This is a genomic window from Thermobacillus composti KWC4 (assembly GCF_000227705.2).
Lineage (GTDB): Bacteria > Bacillota > Bacilli > Paenibacillales > Paenibacillaceae > Thermobacillus > Thermobacillus xylanilyticus.
On record NC_019897.1, the window covers coordinates 2855685 to 2877353 of the forward strand.

Here is a 21669-nt window from a genome sequence, read left to right on the forward strand (position 1 = left end):
GGCGCAGCATTCCGATAGCATCACTCGTCGTCTTCTTCCGTTCCGGCGTCCGCCGTCCCGTTGGCTGCCGCGCCTTCCGCTTCGGCTTTTTTCGCCGCCAGATATTCTGCCGTCATCTGGTCGCGCTCGCGGCTTTTCGCCTTCAACCGCTCGATCGCGGGCTGAATCAGCAAATCCACTTCTCGTTGCACCGTATAAGCCAGGTCGTATCGTCCCTGCGATTCCAGGTAAGAGCCGACTTCCATGAGCGCGTTGTAGCGGTCGAGCTCGTCCCGGGTCAGCAGTCCCCGCACTTGTACGCTGCAGTGCCGCATCAGAAGAATTTCCCTTTGCGCAGCACGAGCGGAATGCCGCCGATGATGAACAGATAGCGCAGGTCGATGAGCTTCTTGAGCTGGGCTGCCGTCCAGCCTTTGTACTTCTTGCCGAAGGCGATGCCGATGGCTTCACCTTTGCCCAGCGAAGCGACCGTGCCCTTGTGTTTGTACTCGAACTTCTTCAGCGCCTGGTTGCGGATGGAGGCGACCAGGTTGTGCGCCACGGCCACGCCTTGCTGCATGGCGATCTGCGCCGTCGGCGGGTACGGGCGGCCTTCCTCGTTGAACACCAGCGAGTTGTCGCCGACGACGTAAACATTGTCATGCCCCGGCGCACGCAGATATTCGTCGACCTTCACGCGGCCGCGCATCGTCTCGAAGCCGGCTTCCTCGATCAGCCGGTTGCCGCGGATGCCGCCGGTCCAGATGACCGTCTGCGCCTTGATCTCCTCGCCTTCGCCGACGATGACGCCGTCCGGCTTGCACTCCTTGATCGGCGTGCCGATGCGGAACGTGACGCCTTTCTTGCGCAGCACGTCCATCGCATATTCGACGAGCTCCGGATCGAAGCCCGGCAGCGCGGTCGGCGCCGCTTCGATGTTGATCAGCTTCACGAGCTGCGGATCGACGTCGAATTCACGGCAGAGCTGCGGGATGCGGTCGGCCAGCTCGCCGACGAACTCGATGCCGGTGAAGCCCGCGCCGCCGACGATGAACGTCAGATAGTCGGTGCGATGCGGCTCGCGTTTGTACTTCGCGAACTGATACTCGATATGTTCGCGGATCAGACGGACGGAGTTGATGCTCCGGATGTTCAGCGCGTACTCCTTCAGGCCCGGAATGCCGAACGTCTCCGGCTCCCCGCCGACGCCGATCACGAGGTAGTCGTAAGACAGCGTGCCGTCCTCCAGAATGACCTTGCGGTCCTGCGGCCGGATCTGCACGACCGTCGACTTCACGAAATCGATCTTGAACTCGTCGATCAGTTTCGAAATGCTGACGCGTGCATTCTCCGGACTGTCCGTTCCTGCGGCCGGCATGTGCAGGTGGGTGGTAATATAATGGTAGTCATGCTTGTTGACGAGCGTCACGTCCGCTTCGTTGTAATTGAGTTGCTTCTGCAGACGAAGCGCCGTCATGACGCCCCCGTACCCGGCGCCGAGAATGACGATCTTCGGAATGCTGCTCATGTTGGGCTCCCTTCCATTCTTGGTCGTTGATCATTACCGGGATATTGTGAAAAATTACACAAACAAGACCGGCCATCAAGGGTTTCATGCCTAGCTTGCGTCAATTCAAACGCCCTCATGTATGCGCTCGAACAGATATCGGACACAATACCCGTAACATACATTGAAAATGATAGCAGTTTTCAGAAAAAGTTCAAGAGCAAAACCTACGAATTCTTTTAGAACTCCGTACAAAAACGACAGACGAAGGACGCGGGAACAGGTATAATGTAAAAATAACCGCGCAGATGTCGAAATTATCCAATCAGCCTGGAGGTGCCGTGTGATGTCCCAGCAAACCCATCCCAATCTGACCGACATCGTCATCGTCGGCGGCGGTCCCGTCGGCATGTTCGCCGCATTCTACGGCGGCATGCGGCAGGCGACCGTGAAAATCATCGAGAGCATGCCGCAGCTCGGCGGCCAGCTCTCCGCGCTCTACCCGGAGAAAGAAATTTTTGACGTGGCGGGCTTTCCGCGCGTGAAAGCGCAGGAACTCGTCGACCGTCTCCGTGAGCAGCTCGATCTGTTCAAGCCGGAAATCTGTCTCGAAGAAAAAGTGCTGAACGTGCGAAAAATCGAGGAACGGCTGTTCGAAGTGACGACCGACCGCACCGTGCACCACGCGCGCGCCGTCATCATCACCGCCGGCGTCGGCGCTTTCGAACCCCGGAAGCTGGAATTGCCGGGAGCGGAAGCATACGAGGGCGTCAACCTGCATTATTTTGTCAATGACATGGAGAAATTCCGGGACAAGCGCGTCCTGATCAGCGGCGGCGGCGACTCCGCCGTCGACTGGGCGCTCATGCTCGAGCCGATCGCATCCTCCGTCACGCTGGTGCACCGCCGGGACAAATTCCGGGCCCACGAGCACAGCGTCGAGAAGCTGAAGGCGTCGAGCGTGAACATCATCACGCCCGCCGAGATCGAGGCCCTGTCCGGCAGCGGGCGGATCGAACGCGTAACCCTGAAACATGGCCGCTCCGGCGAAACGACGGAGCACGAGGTCGACGCGGTCATCGTCAGCTTCGGCTTCGTCTCTTCGCTCGGCCCGATCGAGGAATGGGGACTTCAGATCGAATCCGGCTCCATCGTCGTCGACTCGCGCATGGAGACGTCCATTCCGGGCATTTTCGCCGCGGGCGACATCGTCACCTACCCCGGCAAGCTGAAGCTGATCGCCGTCGGTTTCGGGGAAGCGCCGACCGCCATCAACAACGCGAAAGTGTACATCGATCCAACCGCGAAGCTGTCTCCGGGCCACAGCAGCAATATGAAATTGTGACGGCTGGACATCCTATGTGACGGGGTGATGGCCATGCCGCCGATCTGTCCCGTGTGCAACGGTCTCGTGCCGCTCGTCTTCGACTGTCCCCGCTGCGGCCGCTCCGCCGAGGACGCCGGGCGTGCTTCCGACGCGCTCGGGCCGTACGCGCCGTACGAGCCCGGGCACGAAGAAAGCCGCATGCGCGGCTCGATCGAAGACATGATCTGTATTCACGCGGTTCACTGCGCATCCTGCGGAACCGATGGCGAAGTCACGATTGTCCTGCGGCCGTGAACGCCCGGATCTATTACGCTCCCATCCGGACGGAAACAGGCTTCAGCTTGCGCCGGGACAGTTCCGCTGCGAGCATGCGGATGAACGCGGGATCCAGTTTCTGTTCAACCGCCGTATAATAAGCTTCGAGCAGCAATTCGTCCGGAAGCTTGTTCATGCTCGGGTCATCCTTTCAATGCTTGTGTCACCCTCATCTTAGCATGTCCATTTCCAGCGGAACAAGCGATCCGGATATCCACAGCGGACTGTGTATGAATTGTGCGTTTCTTGTGGGCAGACGTCGAAAAATGCGCCGTTGCTATGGGGATGTTGTGGATAGAGTTATACACAGCATGTGATTTGCGTCTGCCCTATAAAAAAGTTTGATGCATATTGATTTCCAGATTAGCAAATCCTATTAACCTCATTAAATATCTGGCAAGATCAATGCGGCCGCGTGTTCACTTCGAAAATCCAGATTTTCCCCGAGCGGTCCAGACCGTAGTCAAATCCGAGCTGGCCGATTCCGGGATACCGCTGTTCCAGCACGGCCGTCGCCGTGTACGTGAGCGAACGCATCTGCCGTTTCTTGACGGCCGCCAGCCGAGGCGACAGCGAGCGGCTGATGCCGACGGAAGCCGGCAGCTGCGTGCCGCCGCGGCACAGGTTCGTGACGAACAGCCCCTTGCGCGCCAGCCGGCCGACAATCGCCCGGATTTTCCACGCGCCGCCCTCCTTCACGATCTTCACCCGGTAATCGATCGGCCGTCCGCCGATCGTCGCGAGCGGGATGCAGCGCTGGATCAGGTAGCGTCGCCCGCGCCTGAGCCGACGCAATGCCCGAAGCAGCCCCGCGAACGAGCGGTACGAGCGTTTCGATGCGCCGACCGTGAGGGTATATCCGCGTCCGCTGCGCGCAATCTTGGCGACGCCGAGTCCGCCGGTGCCGCGCTGCGGCTTGACGACAACGCTCCCGTATTGCGCCAGCATCCGGCGCAGATTGGCTTCAGTGAACAGCCGCGTGTGCGGAATATGCGGAGCGATTCCCGGATGCGTTTTGAGCGCAGCCGTCTTTGCCCACTTGTTCGCCAGCGTCCTGCCGGTACCCGCTTGCATCGGCATCGCTCCCCTTCCACTTGAACTGCTCCATCATATGCCGGGAAGACAACTCCCTCCTGGATAAACACCCCTGCCTCGTCCAAAATGTGCGGATGTCGTTGATTTCAAGCCTTGCGGAGTGGTACCCTGTCAGTACCATGACTTGACGGCTGCCCCGGTACTTCCGGATTCACCGGCAAGGCCGGGCAGACGGTCTTCACGCAGGGAGGTGCCGACATTGATACCAATCGACGCCGAAACGGTTCAGGCCCGGCTCGAGGCTTTGAAAGGACGCGATCTCTATCTTCACCTCGAGTCGACGACCGGCGCATACGCCACTCATCACGACAGCAGCCGGCATCCGTCGTCGGCGTTCGTCAAGAACGCCGTCATCCGCTATGAACGGGGTACGATATCCGGCAGCGGTCCGTACCGCGTCGGACTGAAGATGGCACACGGATGGGTCTATTGCGAGGGACTGACGCACTACGAGGAATCGGAGACGGAGCGGCTCCTGCTGGCCGGCCACAACAGCGAAGGCAAGCTGGCCGTCGCCCTGCAGTTGTCTCCGAGCCCGTTCTGAGAGGGGAGAGGTGCTTAGATTATGGAAAAACGCGTTCTTGCCGTTTTCCCGCATCCCGATGACGAATCGTTCGGCGTGTCCGGAACGCTGGCCATGTACGCCGCCTCCGGCGCCGAAGTCGCATACGCCTGCCTGACCCTCGGCGAGATGGGCCGGAACATGGGTTTTCCGCCGTTCGCGAACCGCTTGACGCTGCCCGGGTTCCGCAGGCGGGAACTCGAGGAATCGTGCCGGGCCATCGGCGTCCGGGACCTCAGACTGCTCGGTTTCATGGACAAGACGATCGAATTCGAAGATCCCGAGCTGCTCGATGAGCGGATCGGCGCGGTCGTGCGCGACGTGAAGCCCGAGCTCGTCATCACCTTCTACCCGGGCTATGCCGTCCACCCCGACCACGACGCCTGCGGCGCCGCCGTCGTCCGCGTGATCGGACGGATGCCTCGCGGCGAACGGCCGACCGTGCATTGCATCGCCTTCTCGCACGGCTGCGAGCGCGATCTCGGCAAGCCCGACGTCTACCGCGACGTCCGGCCGTACCTGAAGCAGAAGTTCGATTCGATCCGGGCGCACCGCTCCCAATTTTACGTGCCCGGCATATCGGACGGCGGCAAGCGGATCACCCGCGAACTGGAAGAGCGGTTCGGAACCGAGCGATTCTGGACTTATCGGTTTGATTGAATCTGCTTTGCAAAATTGACATGACTTTGAACATTGCTTCGCGATGGCAGACGCCTTTCGGCGTTGTATCTGCGGATTGGGGACAAAAGGAGCCGGTCAGGCACATCCCGTGCCTGGGCCGGCTCTTCCATTTGTCAATGCGTCGATTCATTGCGACTTCGACGAACCGGGCATATACTAAATGTACATTATCGGGCGCATGAACAGGCCGTTCGCCGAAGGAGGCGGCCCATATGGGCGATTTCCATCATCTCGCGCACGTCAAGGAACAGGCGGCATCCCGGCGCACGTTGTGGATCGTGCTCGGTCTCACCCTGTTCTTCACGATCGTCGAAGTGATCGGCGGCATCGTCTCGAAATCGCTGGCGCTCCTGTCCGACTCCGCCCACATGATCTCCGACGTCGCCGCCCTGGGGCTCAGCCTGCTCGCGGTGCAGCTGGCGTCGCGCAGGCCGAATTCCCGCTACACCTATGGCTATCTGCGGTTCGAGACGATCGCCGCGCTGCTGAACGGCCTTGCGCTGTGCGCCATCTCCGTCGGCATCTTCATCGAAGGCGCGCGCCGGTTCGTGACGCGGCCCGAGATCGACTACGGCATCATGCTGACGATCGCCGTCATCGGCCTCATCGTCAACATCGTCCTGACGATCGTCCTCAGCCGCAGTATGAAGGAAGAGAACAACCTGAATATCAAGAGCGCGCTGTGGCATTTCATCGGCGATCTGCTCAGCTCGATCGGCGTCATCGTGTCGGCTGCGCTCATTTACTTCACGGGCTGGCATCTGTTCGACCCGATCATCAGCATCATCATCGGCGGGATCATTTTCGGCGGCGGGGCGAAGATCATCCGGCAGTCGTTCCGCGTCCTGATGGAATCGGTGCCGGAGGGGTACGAGCTGGAGGAGATCCGGAAGGACATCGCGAAGGTGGAAGGCGTGCTGGACGTTCATGAGATGCATTTCTGGGCGATCTCGACCGACCACAACATCCTGACCGCCCACGTCTTCATCCGCGCCGACATCCAGCCGTTCTGCGTCATCCTCGCGATCAACGAGATACTGAAGGACAAATACAAAATCATGCACGCCACCATCCAGACCGAACACGCGCAGATCCATCCGCACGGCGAGTACGGCAGGCAGTTCCTCGAGGACCGGAAGCCTCGGGAAAAAGAACTCGCGGGGACGACGTAACGCGGATACCGCGTTACAGACCCGCCCGGAGCGGCTCGCTCCACGCTGTAACGTGGATACCACGCTACGGCACCGCTCGGGGCGGCTCGCTCCACGCTGTAACGTGAATACCACGCTACGGCACCGCTCGGGGCGGCTCATCGCACGCTGTAACGTGGATACCACGCTACAGAACAGCTCGGGTCGGCTCGCCGCACGTTGTAACGCGCATACCACGCTACGGCACCGCTCGGGGCGGCTCATCGTACGCTGTAACGTGAATACCGCGCTACAGACCCGCCCGGGGCGGAACGCCTCACGCTGTAACGTGAATACCACGCTACAGACTCGCACGGAGCCGCTCGCCGCACACTGTAACGTGGATACCGCGTTACAACCCCGCCCCATGCCAGACTCACAAAAAAGTACGGCCCGCCTCAACCAGGCGAACCGTACTTTTTCGCTTCTTACAACACCTTGGACAAGAACTCCTTCGTCCGCGGATGCTGCGGATTCGTGAAAATGCGTTCCGGCGCGTCGTCCTCCACGATGCTCCCCCCGTCCATGAACAGCACCCGGGTCGCCACTTCCCGGGCGAATCCCATCTCATGGGTGACGATCACCATGGTCATGCCCTCGTCGGCCAGCTGCCGGATCAGATCCAGCACCTCGCCGACCATCTCCGGATCGAGCGCCGAAGTCGGCTCGTCGAACAGCATGACCTTCGGATTCATCGCCAGCGCGCGGACGATCGCGATGCGCTGCTTCTGCCCGCCGGACAGAGTGGACGGATACACATGCGCCTTGTCCTCCAGGCCGATGCGCTTCAAGAGCCGCAGGGCCGTCTCCCGCGCCTCGGCCTTGATCTGCGCCTTGCTCGTGTTGATCGGATGGAGCGGCAGCTTCTCGCGGCGGAACAGATTGCGCAGCCGGATGAGCCGGTTCCGCCATTTCAGCCTGCGCAGATCGCGCAAGGCCAGGTAGACCGGCGCCAGCATGATGTTGTCGAGCACGGTCTTGTTGTTGAACAGGTTGAAATGCTGGAACACCATGCCCATCTGGCGGCGGTGGGCGTCGATGTCCGCCTTCCGGTCGGTAATACCCTGACCGTTGAAGATGATCAAGCCGCTCGTCGGTTCTTCCATCCGGTTCAGGCAGCGGAGGAAGGTGCTCTTGCCGCTTCCGGACGGTCCGATAATCGCGATCTTCTCGCCCGGCTTGATCGAGGTCGTAATCCCCTTCAGCACGTCCAGCTTGCCGTAGGTCTTCTTCACTCAACTTTCGCAGTATGAAATGGGCAAACAAGCCTTGATGTAGCTGGGTAAAGCGGCAATCCATTGCTGGAGTTGACGTTGAATCAGAGCCGAAAGCTTTTTTCCTGCTTTCGTTGCGATTTCGTTGATCAGATCGAGCAGTTGCTGCAAGGCGATCGCCCAGTCCAACGTGCCAACTTCGTCGCACAACACATAAAACAAGCCGCCGAACGAGCGAGCATCCGTACTTTGCCGGTGCTGCCATGCCAGCAGAATATAGCGGGAAAACACAATGGTCGTATGGCTAATCAGCAAATCATAGGAGCGACCTTGAAACTCTTTCTGCAAACGAAGCAGCGACTTGGTGCACTTGAAGAAGACCTCGATGTCCCAGCGGATCCCGTAAATGCGGATCACGTCCTCCACGGAGAGGGAAAGATCCGTTGACAGTACCGCGAGCCATTCATTCTTCTTCGTACGATGACGGACGAATACCACGCGAACCGGTATGCCGGGGGCAAGCTCGGTTTGAATCGAACGGAGGATGCCCCGTTTCTTACGCTGCACCGGAGGCGCTGCCGCATATAGTTCTTTGAGCGACAGCTTCCGGCCTTGAACAAGGAAACGCTTATTGTCGTTCTTGACCATGCCGATCACGTCGAGCCCGCGAGAAACGATTTCGCCAATGAGGGGCGCGTGCGTGAACCAACTGTCCATCAAGACGTAGGAGGCCGTGGCTCCAGCGGCAAGCGCGCGATCCAACATCGATACGATTACCTGCGGAGCCGGCAGGAGTGCTTCTTGACGTCGCTTATAGCCGTTCGTCCGTTTGTCGATCTTCTCGCTCATGCCGTTAATGGCAGATTTGCTGGAACTGAGCAGTGTGAAGTCCAGCGGCAGAAACGTATGGCCGTCGGACCATCCCATGGTGAGCATGCGAAAGCCCTTATAATAAGCGCCGGTGGCATGATCTTTGAATCTGGCCAGCAACTCGACGGCTTTGCTGCGGTTGCGCTCGAACATGGAGTCGTCGACAATGAAGACGGTGTCCCGATTGGACGACGTAAGCACGTTCACCTTCTGCACCGTCGCGACGCTGAGCGACGTCAGAAAACGACGCCAGGCAAAGCCTGCATGGTTGAGGAAACGATAGACGGCATCCTTGCCGGGAAATGCGTCGCCCTTGCTGCTCTCGAGCAGTCGGAACCAATTCTTCTGGTGAAACAGCAGAACGAAGACGAGTTGGAACAGCCGAGCACAGCTAAAGCCGAATCGCTTACGGAACCCGGCTTGCTGAAGATGTTTCAGCACTTTCAGTTCTTGAAAAGCAGGCTTTAATTCGTTTGGCAGTTGATTCAGGTCGGGCTGATGGTCTATCATGATGGAAGACACCTCTTCTGTCTGGTAGTGGAAGTCGTCACTCTCACTTTACCAAACGAAGCGGTGTTTTTCTATTTTGGCAAGCTGGCTATTCAACAGACCCTAAGCCCACTCCACAATTGGTTTTACATTGATTTTCTAGGTGCGAAAGTTGAGTTCTTCAGATCAATGACGTCTATCACTTTTTCTCAGGCTCCTTTCCAATTGCCTGATGATCAGCGCAGCGACGGCAACCAGGGCAATGTAGATCAAGGCCATGACGAGATAAGGCACCATGAATTCGTAATTGTTCGAGCCGATATAGTTGAAGGCCACATACAGATCGGCGGCGCCGACGAAGCTGACGACGGAGGTTTCCTTGATCAGCGAAATGAATTCGTTGCCGAGCGTCGGCACGATGTTCTTCACGGCTTGCGGAATGACGATCTTCAGCATCGTGACGCGGTAGTTCAGACCGAGGGCCCGGCCCGCCTCCATCTGGCCGGGATCGACGGACAGGATGCCGCTGCGCATGATCTCCGACACATAAGCGGCGCTGTTCAGCCCGAAGACGATCACGCACACCTGCAGCGCGGGGATATTGACGCCGATCAAAGGCAATATGACATAGTAGGCGACGAGCAGCTGCACGACGATCGGCGTTCCTCTGAACAATCCGACATAGAAAACGCACAGGCTGTTCAGGGTTTTCAGCAATCCGTTGTTTTTGGGCGATACCCGGATGATGGCGATGAGCGTACCGATCAGGATACCGATGGCCAGGCCCGCGACCGCGATGTAGACCGTATTTTGCAGTCCGGTAAGCACCTTGACGTATCCGCCATGCTCGATGAAGACCTCCCAGAACCGCTCCAGCTTCTTGTCAAAATTTCCCATGACACGCTCCCAAACGCGGAGATACTCCGCCCTCCGGCGGAGTATCATCGAATCTGTTCAAGCTTTGCCTGGATGCCAGCGTCTGCATCCGCCTGTCTTTATTGCAATTCGTTGATCGCGGCGGCAATGAACTTCGCCGGCGCCTCGTCGATGATGACCAGTTCAACATTGCCGTTGAGCATATCCTGAACGGCCAGCGAACCGTTGCGATAGCCGACGCCGGTCACATTGAGTCCCGGGAATCCCCAATCTTCGTCGCCTTCCACATAGAACTGTGCCGTCGTGCCGGTCTGGAACCCGACCTTGTTCTCCTTCGTCAGTCCGGCCAGTACCGCTTCCACATCGGCGGCCGTCTTGCTGTCGTCGAACCGGGTATCGGAAGCTTTCACGATGACCAACTGCGCAGCGTCATAGTATTTCTCCGAGAACTCCACGTATTGCTTGCGCTCCTCATTGACCGTAAGACCGGCCATGCCGATATCCGCTTTGCCCTGGCCGACGGACAGCACCACGGCGTCGAAGTCCATGTTGCTGATGACAAGTTCTTTGCCCAGATGCTCGGCGAGCAGCGCGGCGATCTCCATGTCAACGCCGTAGTATTTGTCGCCCTTCATATACTCGAACGGCTCAAAAGCCGCGTTGGTCGCGACGACCAGTTGGTCCTTGCCGGTGTCCAGTTCCGCGGAAGTGACCGGCTGAGGTTCTCCGTCGCCGAAATAACGGTTCAGGATCTCATCGAGCGTTCCGTCTTCCTTGATCTTGGCGATGAACTCATTCACTTGCTCCAGAAGCTCCGGTTGATTCTTGTCCACCCCGAAGGCGTACTCTTCTTCCGTGAGCGGAATGTCGATGACCTTCACGCCCGAGCTTGCCTGGTCCTTGTTGCTGTTGCCTGAGCCGCAGCCGATGACCGCAACCGCAAGCAGTGCCGCGAGCAGGATGGCGGCTGTTTTTTTCATGAATGTCCTCTCCCTTTTCCCATGTGCTACTTTGTATTATTGTGATCTGATCCCGCAAACGCAACAACCAAATATTCCTTATATTCCAATCAGCGGATGATTGCAAGCATTCAATCAAAAAAAAATCGTTGTGATGCAAAAAAGTCCGGGATCTTCAATCGTAACCGGTGCGCGCAAAGAAGGACCGCCCGGCCCGAAGCAGCCGAAGCGGTCCATGATTCATGCGCCGGCGTTCACTTCCCGCGCCGGCCGGCCGCCGCGGATCAGGAACGCGGTGGCCAGCGACACGAGACTGCCGGCGGTGCCGTACAGGAACATCCAGCGGAATCCTTCCGCCACCTCCGGCGCCTTCGCGAGCATCGCGCCCATCAGCGTGACGCCGAACGTCGTGCCGATGTTCCGCGCGAACATCTGCAGCGACGTCGAGACGCCCTTCTGGTCGGGCGCCACCAGCTGCTGCACCCCGATGATCGACACGGTCGACAGCATGCCGAACGCAATTCCGAGCGGGAACGACAGGATAAGTACGAACCAGAAATCGTTGAACGTGCCGAGCAGCAGGAACATGGCCGCCGAAACAACCTGCAGCAGATTGCCGAGCACGATGAGCGGCCGGTAGCCGTAGTTCAGAATCCAGCGGCCCGCCGGCACCGAAGCGATCATCCAGCCGCCGGTCATGCCGAGCATGGCGACGCCGCTCATGAAGATGGACCAGCCCTGGTCCTGCAGATAATACGGAAGATAAGTGCTTGCGCCGAACAGCGCCGCGTTCGCCAGAAATCCGTTCACATTGATCCAGGTCACCTGGCGGTTGCGGAACAGATTGAGCGGCAGCAGCGGCGACGCGTGGCGGCGTTCCCACTGCACGAACAGCACAAGCAGCGCGAGTCCGCCCGCGGCGTACAGTGCAATTCCGCTTTCCACAACCGTCGTCATGAGGAGCAGACTGACCCCGGCCGTGAACAGCACCGTGCCGGCGTAGTCGATGGCGGCCGGCCGCGGCTGGTACACCTCGCGATAAGGCAGCAGCAGCAGAATCGATACGATGCAGATCGGAATGTTGACGAAGAAAATCCACCGCCATGTCCAATACTCGACGAACAGCGAGCCGAGCAGCGGCGCAATGACCCCCGACAGCCCCCACATCGCCGTGAACAGCGCCTGGATGCGTCCACGCTTCTCGACGGAGAACAGATCCCCCGCGATGATCGCCGGGAACGGGTTCATGATGCCCGCCCCGATGCCCTGGACGGCGCGGAAAAGAACAAGCTGCACCATCGACTGCGCGGCGCCGCACAGCAGCGATCCGAGCAGGAACAGGACGAGCCCCGCCAGCAGCACCTTTTTCCTCCCGTACATGTCGGAAAGCCGGCCGGCGATCGGCGCCAGCACCGTCGTGAAGATCATATAGGAAGCGAAAGTCCACGCGTACAGATGGAACTGTCCCAGTTCTTCCGCAATCGTCGGCATCGTCGTATTGATGATCGTCGTATCCATCGCCGAGACGAGCATGGCCATGACAATGCCGGCCAGCACCGATACTCTGCGCCAATCCATCCTCAGCATCTCCCTCCGCAAGTCACATAACGCCATTATCCACCATCACCCGCCGGGGGTCAATCCTTGGCGCCGCCGATGCAAAAAAGAGGCTGCTTCCGCCCGGACATCGCGCCCCGAACCACATAGGATAGTCGAGACGCTCGAACGAATGGATCCGGGAGGCATGCGAGGATGCGACTTGTCCTGTTGTGCGGCGGTTCCGGCACCCGGCTGCGGCCGCTTTCAAATGATATCCGCTCGAAGCTGTTTCTCGACCTGCTGCCCGCTCCCGGAGGGGGACGGGAATCGATGGTCCGGCGGCTGTGCCGGCAATTGGAAGAAGCGGGCATGCTGTCGTCCGCCCTGTTCGTCATCCGCCGCGACCAGACGGCCCTGCTGCGGCGCCGGATCGGCGGAAGCGGGCTGGTCATTCCCGAGCCCGGGCGGCGCGGCACCTACATGGCGGCGGCGCTTGCCGCTGCCTATCTCCATTCGGTGCTGTCCGCGGACCCGGACGAGATCGTCTGCGTCATGCCTGCCGATCCGCTCGTGGACGAAACGTTCTTCCGGACGATCGCCCGGCTTCCCGACGCGCTGGAGCAGACGGGGGCGAAGCTCGCCCTGATCGGCACCGTTCCCTCGCATCCGTCCGATCAGTTCGGCTACATCGTGCCGGAGGGCGCCGTGCCGTCCGGCGGCCATGCCGCCGTGCGGCGATTCGCCGAGAAACCCGCCGCGTCGGATGCGGAGAAGCTGATTCGGGACGGCGCGCTCTGGAACTGCGGCGTGTTCGCGTTCCGGCTGAAGTACCTGCTCGCCTCGATGGCGGAACGGGAACTGCCCGCCGACTACGGCAGCCTGCAGGAGCTGTACGGACGGCGGGAAGCGGACTGCTTCGACCGGGAGATCGCCGAACGCGAGCCGGAGGCGATCGTCCTCCGGCACGACGGCCTGTGGCGCGATCTCGGGAGCTGGTCTTCCCTGTCCGACCATCTCGGGACGTCCGTCGTCGGTCCGGGCGCGATCATCGGCGATGCGCGCGGCTCGCACATCGTCAACGAACTGCATATCCCGATCCATGTCATCGGCGTAAGCGGCATCATCGCGGCCGCCGGTCCGGACGGCATCCTCGTCTTGGGCAAGTCGCAGAGCAGCCGGGTGCGGGACCTTCCCCCGCACGCCGGACGCCCGATGTACGGCGAATACGCCTGGGGCGTCCGGCGCGTCATCCATGCGGACGCCCCGGACAGCGGCGGGCGGACGATCGCGCTGGCGTCCTTGACCCCGGGCGCGGTCCGGCAGATGCCGGAAGAACCCGGCGGCGATACCCTGATCACGGTGCTGTCGGGCGAAGGGACGCTGCTGCGGCTGGACGGGAGCCTCAAGCCGCTCCGCCGGGGGGAAACGGTCCTCCTGGCGCGCGGCGAACGCTATGCCCTCCAAACCGATTCCGGCATGGAGCTGATCGAAGTGCACAACGGCGAGCCGGCGCATATGCTGGAGCAAGACGATGCGAACGAACCGGGGTGAGCTTATGACTGCCGGCCTTGTCCATATTTCGGGTTCAGGCGAACCGATCGACGTGCTCATTCCGGCCGTCGACAAAGATGCCGGCACGCTGCCGCACACGATCGACAGTATCCGGAGCATGGTCCGGCATCCGATCGGCACGATCTATGTCGTATCGCCGGACAGCCCGCGGATCCGCGCAATCTGCGCGCGCAAAGGGTGCGTCTTCGTGAACGAGCGGCTGATCGAGCCGCTGCCGAAAAGCCGGATCCGCTACCGGTCGAAGCGGTGGGAGCGGTCCGGATGGCTCTATCAGCAGCTGCTCAAGCTGAGCGGCGACCGTCTCGTCCGCCGGCGGCATTTCCTCGTCATGGACGCCGACACGGTGCTGATCCGTCCGCACCGGTTCCGGATCGACGGCAAGACCGTCTTCTATTACCGGCGCTGGAGCCAGCCCGAATATTTCCGGACGTACCGCAGGCTGACGGGACGCCGCCGGAAAGCGAAAGTGTCGTTCGTCGCGCACTACATGCTGTTCGACCGGCACAAGCTCTACCGGTTCAAAGCCATGCTCGAAGCGCGGCACGGCAAGCCGTGGTACCGGGCGATCATCGACAGCATCGACCGGACGCGCAACTTCGGATTCTCCGAGTACGAGACGTACGGCAACATGGTGTACGGCGAAAATCCGTCCGCCGTCAAACTGCTCCCCGCCCGCAACCTGCATCTCCGCCGCGGCGCCTCCTCCCTCACGCCGGCCGAGAGGCGACGGTATGCGCGGAATTACCGCTCGCTCTCGTTCCACAAGCGCGGCGTCTACTCCCGGGGGCAGCGCCGAATCGCGCGGAAAAAACGCCCGCTCAAGTCCCGCAGGCGGCGCGCATCCAAATGAGAAGCAGCCCGTGCGGCACGCATGTGCGAACCGCGCAGGCTGCTTTTTCCATGCGGTCAGATTTGAATCTGCACTTTGAGCAGATCGGGATCCTTCGGTCTGGCCAGAAAATCCGGCGTTTCCTCGAGCGTGATCACTTTCGAGACGAGCGGCTCCAGCTTGATCCGCTTCTCCTTCACCCAGCGGAACGCGGGCAGGAACGTATGATTGATCGCCATGGAGCCGATGAGCGTCCAGTCCTTGTGGTACAGTTTGAACGGATTGATGCGGATTTCCGCGTTCTGCGGCGCCACGCCGAACTGCAGGAACTTGCCCGCCGGCCCCAGGAAGCCCAGCGCCCGCTCGATGACGGCCGGTACGCCGGTGGCGTCGACGACGGCGTCGAACCCGCGCGGGAAGTCTTCCGGCTTCAGCTCCCCGCTGAGCACGCCCCGCGTCGCGCCCAGCCCCAGCGCGAGCTGCAGCTTGTTCGGGGATACGTCGACGACGACGAGCTCGGAAGCGCCGGCCGCGGCGATCGCCTGCACGAGCTGCAAGCCCATGGCGCCGGCGCCGAACAGGATGACCCGATCGCCCATCTTCAGATCGAGCCGGTTCATGCCGTGCACGACGCAGGCCACCGGTTCGACGAACGCCGCCTCCGCAAAACTCATCGTATCGGGAATTTTCACCGCGTTCCGGGCGGGAAGCTTCACATATTCGGCCATGGCGCCGTCGGTCGTGTCGCCCAGCGCTCCCCATTTCAGGCATTGGTTGCCGCGGCGGGTCAGGCAATATTCGCATTCGCCGCACAGCAGGGTCGGATCGGCCGTCACCCGGTCGCCGGGAACAAAACCCTCGACCCCTTCGCCCACCTTGTCGACGACACCGGAAAATTCATGGCCGGGAATGAGCGGGTACGGGGACAGGAACGTGCCGGCAAAGATATGGAAATCGGTGCCGCAGATGCCGACCCGCTCCACCTTCACCGCAAGTTCGCCGGGGCCGGGCTCGGGATACGGTACTTCTTTGATGACGGCATGGTTCGGTTTTTCAATGACGAGCGCCTTCATGATCATCCTCCCGTTCTCGGCACGAATTGCATCGCTTCCTTCGCTTCGCCCGGACTGCCGTGCGTCAGACTGCGGATGAACGGCTCCTCGATGAGCGACATGCTGATCTCGCTGGCAAGTTCGAAGTTTTCCTTCGGACCGTGCAGCGGACCGAGCATCGTCAACACCGTCCGCACCAGTGCCGGTCGGCCTTCGATGTCCCAGTTCACTTCGCGCCCGAGGCGGAACAGGCAGATCGCCATCTCGTCAATGCCTTCGCTCCGGCAATGCAGCATCGCCAGCCGTTCCGGCTCCATCAGCAGCGGCCCGAGCCGCTCGCGGTTCTCCAGGTCGCGCTTCAGGAGGTCCGGGTCGGAGACGGAGAAGTTCTCCCCCGCATATGCGATGATCCGGTCGACCAGATGCTGCTTGTCATCGGCTTCAAACCGGTCGACGACTTCGAGATTGCGGATCAACCCGGCCAACGCTTTGCCGTACCGCTCCACCCGGTCCACCGTCCTGGCGACGCTCGCCCGATCCAACGCCGGCTTATGGGCTCCTTGCTTCTGCGTTCTGATCTGTTCCAGCCGCTCCTGAATCCGGGCGATTTCATCATCCGTGAGGAACGGGCTGACGGTGAACGCGTCAACCTGCTCCATCTGAATCGGCAGCGTCGTCAGCACAAGATCGACCGGCGGATGGTCGCGCAGCCAATCGTCGAGCTGCATGAGCGAAACAGTGTCCACCACGTGCAGCGACGGAAGCTTCAGCTTGATCTGCGCCTGCAAGAGCTGCGAAGTGCCGATTCCGCTGGAACAGACGAGCAGCACCCGGTACTTCTCCCTGCCGGTCTCCTGCCGGTTCAGAATCGCCGTGCCGAAATGCATCGCCAGATAGCCGATCTCTTCTTCCGGCACCGGTTTGCCGAGCGCCTGTTCCAGACAACGCGACGCCTTCCGGGTCGCCTCGAAAATATCCGGATACTCCGTCTTCACATGCTGGAGCAGCGGATTGCGCACCGGCATGCCGAGCTCGATCCGTTTGACCGCCGACCGCAAATGCGTCGTCAGATTGTCCGCCAGCCGGTCGTCGCTGCCGAGTTCCAGCCGGAGTTCCTGCTCCATGACGGAGATCATGCGCTTCGTGTAATCTTCGAGCACGGAATAATCGTAATCGCTGCTCATCACATTGTTCGAGCGCGCGCCGAGAAGATGCATGGTGATGTAGCCGATCTCGCTCTCGGGAAACGCAAGCTCCAGCTTCTCGCTGAGCCGGTCCGCCAGTTCGGAGGCCAGACCGAACTCGGGCGTTGCCTTGAGCCGCTCCAGAATTTCCCGTTCAATCGTAATTTCTTCCCGGTTCTTCAGCCGCTGCGCGGCCAGCGCCAGATGCACGACGAACCCGACATAGGCGTTGTCCGCCATCGGATAGCCGCGCTTCTGCTCCATCTGCTGGATGACCTGCTCGATCTTCAGCAGCCAGGCCGGGTCGATAAAGTTCAGCAGCCGGCTGCGGATTTCATCCCGCAGTTTCTCCCGGCGGGCTTCCTCGCGGCCGTAGATCAGCGTCATCAATTGTTCCTGGGTGACGTTCTCGTACAGCAGGTCGGCCAGGGCGGCGCGAATCTGTTTCTCCGTGCCTTCGATGTAGACGCCCAGCCCCGGCCTGCGATGCAGCCGGATGCCGTATTTCGCAAGCCACGGCTCAATCTTCTGAAGATCGTAGCTCACCGTCGATTCCGCGACATGGAGCGCCTTGCCGAGCGCATACAGCTTGACCGGTTCCTTGCCGGAGAGCAGCATGTGCTTGATGACGGCCTGCCTTTCTTCCGCCGTGTAATCCGGCGCGGCATCAGCCTGGCGGCGCAGCTGCCCGGCCAACTCGGCAAGCGCCGCTTCATCGCCGTGCAGTTTCATGCCGCGGCCGAATTTCTTCCGGAACCGGATGCCGAATCGGTCGAGATACAGATCCAGCTCGGCAAGCTCGCGCTGGAGCGTACGCAGACTGACGCCCAGCCGGTCTGCCAGGGGCTGCGGACTGGTGAAATCGTCGTGTTCAAGAAAGTAGCGCAAGATCTGCACCTGTCTCATCGTCAGCTTGATGTTCATCATGTCCCCACCTCCGCACCCGGTTCTTCCGCACAGCGCGCACCGTTTCGGATCCGTCACTTCGTAATGGAGCGAATTTTCTGCAAAATCGCCTCGTAGGCGGCAGGGTCGGTGTAGTTGCCGATCGACAGGTATTCCCGGCCGGGAGCGCTCTGTTTCGCCCGGCCCAGCAGATAGTGATGCGTCACGATCAGATCCGCGTTGTCCGGAATCTGGTCAAGCGAAGCATGCACGACCGCCACCCGCTCGCCGAATGGAAGCGCGCGCAATTTCTTGCGCAGAATGGCGGCCCCCATGGCGCTCGAACCGAGTCCGGCGTCGCAGGCGAAGCAGACGGTGAACGTCCCGCCTTCTTCGCCGATGTCCGGCGCCGGCTTCTCCGGGGGCCGGGACGCCAGCGGATTGCGCAGCACCGGGCTGACTTCTCCCCACTGCCCGACATGCTCAAGCCGCCGGATCAGTTCATGTTCTTTGCTGCTTACATTCCGCTCCTTCAGATCGTCCGCCGAACCGATGACGACGAGCGACACCGCCAGCGATACAACCGCGGAGACGGCAATCCCCAGCATCACATAGAAAATGTCGCCGGGCGGTGCCAGGCCGATCACGAGGAACAGACTGGCCGGCGACGGAATGGACACCAGTCCGGCGTTCCAATATTGGAAGACCCAGATGCCGGACATGTTGCCGAGAATGAGCGCGATGAGCAGCTGCGGCTTCATCAGCACATACGGAAAATAGACTTCGTGAATGCCGCCCAGCGCATGGATGGCAAGCGAAGAAGCCGCGTTGCGCCGCACCTGCCCCCGCAGCCGGATGATGTAAGCCACAAGCATGCCGATCGCCGGACCGGGATTCGATTCGAGCAGGAAGAAAATCGACTTGCTCAAATCCTTGATCTGGGAAATGCCGATCGGGCCGAGAATGCCGTAACTCATCATGTTGTTCAGGAACAGCACCTTGGCCGGTTCGATGACGGCGGCGGCGGCCGGCAGCCATCCGGAATAGGCGACCTGCAGAATCAGTCCGTTCAGCTTCAGGATGATGCTGGAGAAGAACTGGCCGACATAGAGAAAGCAGGTGACGGCGAGCCCGCCGGCAAGCACGGCAAAGATGAAGTTGGCGGTCAGGAGTTCATAGCCCGACGGCAGCCGATGCTCCAGCGCGCGTTCGATCCGGTTCACCGCCCAGCCGATGACCGGCCCAACCAACATCGCGATGAAAATCATCGAGACATTGCTGGCCAGCGCCAGTCCGAAAACGACGATGGCCGCCGCGGTACCGCCCCGTTTGCCGCCCAGCAGATGTCCGCCCGTATAGCCGAACAGCACGGGCACCAGCCAGTTCAGGAGCGGACCGGCCAGGAGATTGACGTTGTCGTTGGGAAACCAGCCGTACACGCCGAACATCGCCCGGATCAATCCGATCGCGATGATGATGACGATATTCTGGGATACGATGGCGCTGAGCAGTCTGCCGAACTTGTACATGATGGGTCACCGCTCTCTTGAACGTCATCACCGCCTGCCGGAAGACGATGCGCTGTTTGCCGGCCGGACCGCCGCAGGCCGCTTCCACCGCCGCTCCTCAAGGCTCGATGACGATTTTCAGCGTGCTGTGTTTCTCCTTGATCGCTTTCTCGAACGCCTTCGGCGTCTCGTCGAGCGTCATGCGGTCCGTTACGATCGGATCCAGATTCAGGTTCTCCGCCGACATGACGGCCACACCCGTCGGATACGTGTTGTGGTAGCGGAAGACGCCGCGGATATCGATCTCGTTGTCGACGATATACGGAATATTGAGCGGCGTCGCTTCTTCTTGCGGCAGACCGACGAGCACAACTCTGCCGCCTCGGCGCACCGCTTGCAGCGAAGCCTGGGCCGCCTTGCCGTTGCCGGCGGTCTCGATCGCCAGATCCGCCTTCCGTCCGCCGGTCAGACGGAGAATCGCTTCCATGCCGTCTTCTTCGCGCAGATTGACGACGCCGTCGGCGCCCATCTGCAGCGCCCGCTCCAGCCGGAAACGTTCGAGGTCGACGCCGATGACCCGGCCCGCGCCGGCCGCCTTGGCGGCGAGCAGCGTCATCATGCCGATGGGGCCCATCCCCATGATGACCACCGTCTCCCCGGTCTTCAGTCCGCCGCGGCTGACCGCATGCAGCCCGACGGAGAGCGGTTCGATCAGCGCCGCTTTCTCGTAAGACATCGAATCCGGAATCGGATACAGGAAATCCGCGCGGATCGCGATATACTCGCAGAATGCGCCGTCATACGGCGGCGTCGCCAGGAAGCGGACGTCCGGGCACAGGTTGTACCGGCCCGACTTGCAATATTCACACCGGCCGCAGGTAACGCCCGGCTCGATCGTCACCCGCTGCCCCGCCTTCAGATGGCGCACTTCGCTGCCCACGGCGACGACTTCGCCGGCCGCCTCGTGCCCGAGAATGATCGGCTTCGTCACGACGTAAGGACCGATTTTGCCGTGCTCATAATAGTGGACGTCGGAACCGCACAGTCCGACGGCCCGCACCCGGACGAGCGCCTCGTCCGGACCGGGCGTCGGAATGTCCAGCTCCTGAATTTCGATGTGCCCCGGCTTGGTCAGTACCGCTGCTTTCATTTTCCCCTGCATGGATCAGTCTCCTCCCATCGTCATTTGTCCCTGATTCCATTCAATCACTTCACGGCGCCCATGGAAAGACCGCGGACCATATATTTTCGCACGAGCAGCCCGCAGATCAGCATCGGCATGATGATGACGGTGCCGGTCGCCATCGCCTGGCCCCATTTGATGCCGGACTGCGAGACGAGCAGCGACGCGGCGATCGGGACGGTCTGCGTGCCGCGGCCGGTGAAGATCGAAGCGAACAGATAATCGTTCCACGAGAACATGAGGCAGAGCACGGCGGTGGCGACGATGCCGGGCGCCGCGGCGGGCACGACGACGCGCCAGAAGGCGCGGAACTTGCCGCAGCCGTCGATCATGGCCGCCTCCTCCAGATCGGCCGGCACATCCTTGAAGAATGTGGACATCATCCACAGCGCGAACGGCAGGTTGAAGGTCGTGTAGGCCAGCACCAGCCCCGTCGTCGTGCCGATCAGATTCAGTTTGGAGAAGATCAGGTACAGCGGCAGAATGACGGCCGGAATCGGCGCCATCCGCGTGCTGATCACCCAGAACGAGACGTCCTTCTCCCACCTGAAATTGCCGCGCGCGAGACCGAACCCTCCCATGACGCCGAGCAGCAGGCACAAGGCGGTGGTCACCACCGACACGACAAGACTGTTCCGCAGAAACTGCGGGAAATCGCCTCTGCCGAAGAACATTTCTTCATACACGTCGAACGTCGGCGTGAAGAAAAGTCTGGGCGGCATTTCGAACATGTTGACCTGCGTCTTCATCGAAGACAGGATCATGTGAAGAATCGGGACAAGCGCCCACAGGAGACTGAGCGTCATCAGCGCATAAAGCACGGCGTGCAGCAGTTTCTGTCGGTGTTGCATCT

Annotated in this window: 21 protein-coding genes; 7 read left to right on the top strand and 14 right to left on the bottom strand. The window is 60.8% G+C overall.

Annotation, left to right across the window (positions count from 1 at the left end):
• Nucleotides 1-20: 20 nt before the first annotated feature.
• Nucleotides 21-314 (bottom strand): hypothetical protein, encoded by a 294-nt coding sequence (locus THECO_RS13320; protein ID WP_015255572.1) that lies wholly within the window; start codon nt 312-314, stop codon nt 21-23.
• The gene (locus THECO_RS13325; RefSeq protein WP_015255573.1) at nt 314-1507 is read right to left on the bottom strand and encodes an NAD(P)/FAD-dependent oxidoreductase; all 1194 of its coding nucleotides are present in this window, start codon (nt 1505-1507) and stop codon (nt 314-316) included. The genes THECO_RS13320 and THECO_RS13325 overlap by 1 nt, the downstream gene beginning before the upstream one ends.
• A gap of 325 nt (nt 1508-1832) precedes the next feature.
• Between THECO_RS13325 and THECO_RS13330 the strand changes: the two genes are divergently transcribed.
• Together THECO_RS13330 and THECO_RS13335 are read left to right on the top strand one after the other, a co-directional pair.
• Nucleotides 1833-2831, top strand: coding sequence for an NAD(P)/FAD-dependent oxidoreductase (locus THECO_RS13330; RefSeq protein ID WP_015255574.1), 999 nt, complete (start codon nt 1833-1835; stop codon nt 2829-2831).
• A 33-nt stretch (nt 2832-2864) separates the two neighbouring features.
• The gene (locus THECO_RS13335) at nt 2865-3107 is read left to right on the top strand and encodes a hypothetical protein (RefSeq protein ID WP_015255575.1); all 243 of its coding nucleotides are present in this window, start codon (nt 2865-2867) and stop codon (nt 3105-3107) included.
• Between the two features lie 13 nt (nt 3108-3120).
• Here the strand turns inward: THECO_RS13335 and sda are convergent, their stop codons facing one another.
• Both sda and THECO_RS13345 read right to left on the bottom strand, forming a co-directional pair.
• Nucleotides 3121-3264, bottom strand: coding sequence for a sporulation histidine kinase inhibitor Sda (gene sda, locus THECO_RS13340; RefSeq protein WP_015255576.1), 144 nt, complete (start codon nt 3262-3264; stop codon nt 3121-3123).
• Nucleotides 3265-3530: 266 nt separating this feature from the next.
• Entirely contained in the window at nt 3531-4202 is a 672-nt protein-coding gene (locus tag THECO_RS13345) for a YheC/YheD family protein (protein ID WP_015255577.1), read from the bottom strand.
• Nucleotides 4203-4422: 220 nt separating this feature from the next.
• Between THECO_RS13345 and THECO_RS13350 the strand changes: the two genes are divergently transcribed.
• From THECO_RS13350 to THECO_RS13360, 3 genes are all read left to right on the top strand, one after another.
• On the top strand, nt 4423-4767 hold the full coding sequence (locus tag THECO_RS13350; RefSeq protein ID WP_015255578.1) for a YojF family protein: 345 nt from the start codon (nt 4423-4425) through the stop codon (nt 4765-4767).
• Between the two features lie 21 nt (nt 4768-4788).
• A complete protein-coding gene (bshB2, locus tag THECO_RS13355; RefSeq protein ID WP_015255579.1) occupies nt 4789-5445 on the top strand; it encodes a bacillithiol biosynthesis deacetylase BshB2 in 657 nt (218 codons plus the stop codon).
• A 233-nt stretch (nt 5446-5678) separates the two neighbouring features.
• Nucleotides 5679-6638 (top strand): cation diffusion facilitator family transporter, encoded by a 960-nt coding sequence (locus tag THECO_RS13360; protein ID WP_015255580.1) that lies wholly within the window; start codon nt 5679-5681, stop codon nt 6636-6638.
• Nucleotides 6639-7084: 446 nt separating this feature from the next.
• On the opposite strand, the gene THECO_RS13365 is transcribed toward THECO_RS13360, so the two are convergent.
• From THECO_RS13365 to THECO_RS13385, 5 genes are all read right to left on the bottom strand, one after another.
• The gene (locus THECO_RS13365; RefSeq protein ID WP_015255581.1) at nt 7085-7891 is read right to left on the bottom strand and encodes an amino acid ABC transporter ATP-binding protein; all 807 of its coding nucleotides are present in this window, start codon (nt 7889-7891) and stop codon (nt 7085-7087) included.
• Nucleotides 7892-9250, bottom strand: a complete 1359-nt coding sequence (locus THECO_RS13370; protein ID WP_015255582.1) for an IS4 family transposase — start codon at nt 9248-9250, stop codon at nt 7892-7894. It lies immediately after the preceding gene.
• Nucleotides 9251-9415: 165 nt separating this feature from the next.
• Nucleotides 9416-10126 (bottom strand): amino acid ABC transporter permease, encoded by a 711-nt coding sequence (locus tag THECO_RS13375; RefSeq protein ID WP_015255583.1) that lies wholly within the window; start codon nt 10124-10126, stop codon nt 9416-9418.
• A gap of 98 nt (nt 10127-10224) precedes the next feature.
• Nucleotides 10225-11085: a transporter substrate-binding domain-containing protein gene (locus THECO_RS13380; RefSeq protein ID WP_015255584.1), complete on the bottom strand. Its 861-nt coding sequence runs from the start codon at nt 11083-11085 to the stop codon at nt 10225-10227.
• Between the two features lie 219 nt (nt 11086-11304).
• Nucleotides 11305-12642: an MFS transporter gene (locus THECO_RS13385; RefSeq protein ID WP_015255585.1), complete on the bottom strand. Its 1338-nt coding sequence runs from the start codon at nt 12640-12642 to the stop codon at nt 11305-11307.
• A gap of 174 nt (nt 12643-12816) precedes the next feature.
• Between THECO_RS13385 and THECO_RS13390 the strand changes: the two genes are divergently transcribed.
• Both THECO_RS13390 and THECO_RS13395 read left to right on the top strand, forming a co-directional pair.
• Complete coding sequence (locus THECO_RS13390) at nt 12817-14154, top strand: sugar phosphate nucleotidyltransferase (protein WP_015255586.1); 1338 nt, start codon at nt 12817-12819, stop codon at nt 14152-14154.
• The gene (locus THECO_RS13395; protein WP_015255587.1) at nt 14135-15025 is read left to right on the top strand and encodes a DUF6492 family protein; all 891 of its coding nucleotides are present in this window, start codon (nt 14135-14137) and stop codon (nt 15023-15025) included. The genes THECO_RS13390 and THECO_RS13395 overlap by 20 nt, the downstream gene beginning before the upstream one ends.
• Before the next feature lie 56 nt (nt 15026-15081).
• Here the strand turns inward: THECO_RS13395 and THECO_RS13400 are convergent, their stop codons facing one another.
• The 5 genes from THECO_RS13400 to THECO_RS13420 all read right to left on the bottom strand — a co-directional run bounded on the left by THECO_RS13400 (nt 15082) and on the right by THECO_RS13420 (nt 21667).
• Nucleotides 15082-16077: a zinc-dependent alcohol dehydrogenase family protein gene (locus THECO_RS13400; protein ID WP_015255588.1), complete on the bottom strand. Its 996-nt coding sequence runs from the start codon at nt 16075-16077 to the stop codon at nt 15082-15084.
• 2 nt (nt 16078-16079) lie between these two features.
• Nucleotides 16080-18167: a BglG family transcription antiterminator gene (locus THECO_RS13405; RefSeq protein WP_015255589.1), complete on the bottom strand. Its 2088-nt coding sequence runs from the start codon at nt 18165-18167 to the stop codon at nt 16080-16082.
• Nucleotides 18168-18220: 53 nt separating this feature from the next.
• Nucleotides 18221-19654 (bottom strand): PTS transporter subunit EIIC, encoded by a 1434-nt coding sequence (locus THECO_RS13410; protein WP_015255590.1) that lies wholly within the window; start codon nt 19652-19654, stop codon nt 18221-18223.
• Between the two features lie 97 nt (nt 19655-19751).
• Nucleotides 19752-20795, bottom strand: a complete 1044-nt coding sequence (locus tag THECO_RS13415) for an NAD(P)-dependent alcohol dehydrogenase (RefSeq protein ID WP_015255591.1) — start codon at nt 20793-20795, stop codon at nt 19752-19754.
• 44 nt (nt 20796-20839) lie between these two features.
• Nucleotides 20840-21667, bottom strand: coding sequence for a carbohydrate ABC transporter permease (locus THECO_RS13420; RefSeq protein ID WP_015255592.1), 828 nt, complete (start codon nt 21665-21667; stop codon nt 20840-20842).
• Nucleotides 21668-21669: the final 2 nt, after the last annotated feature.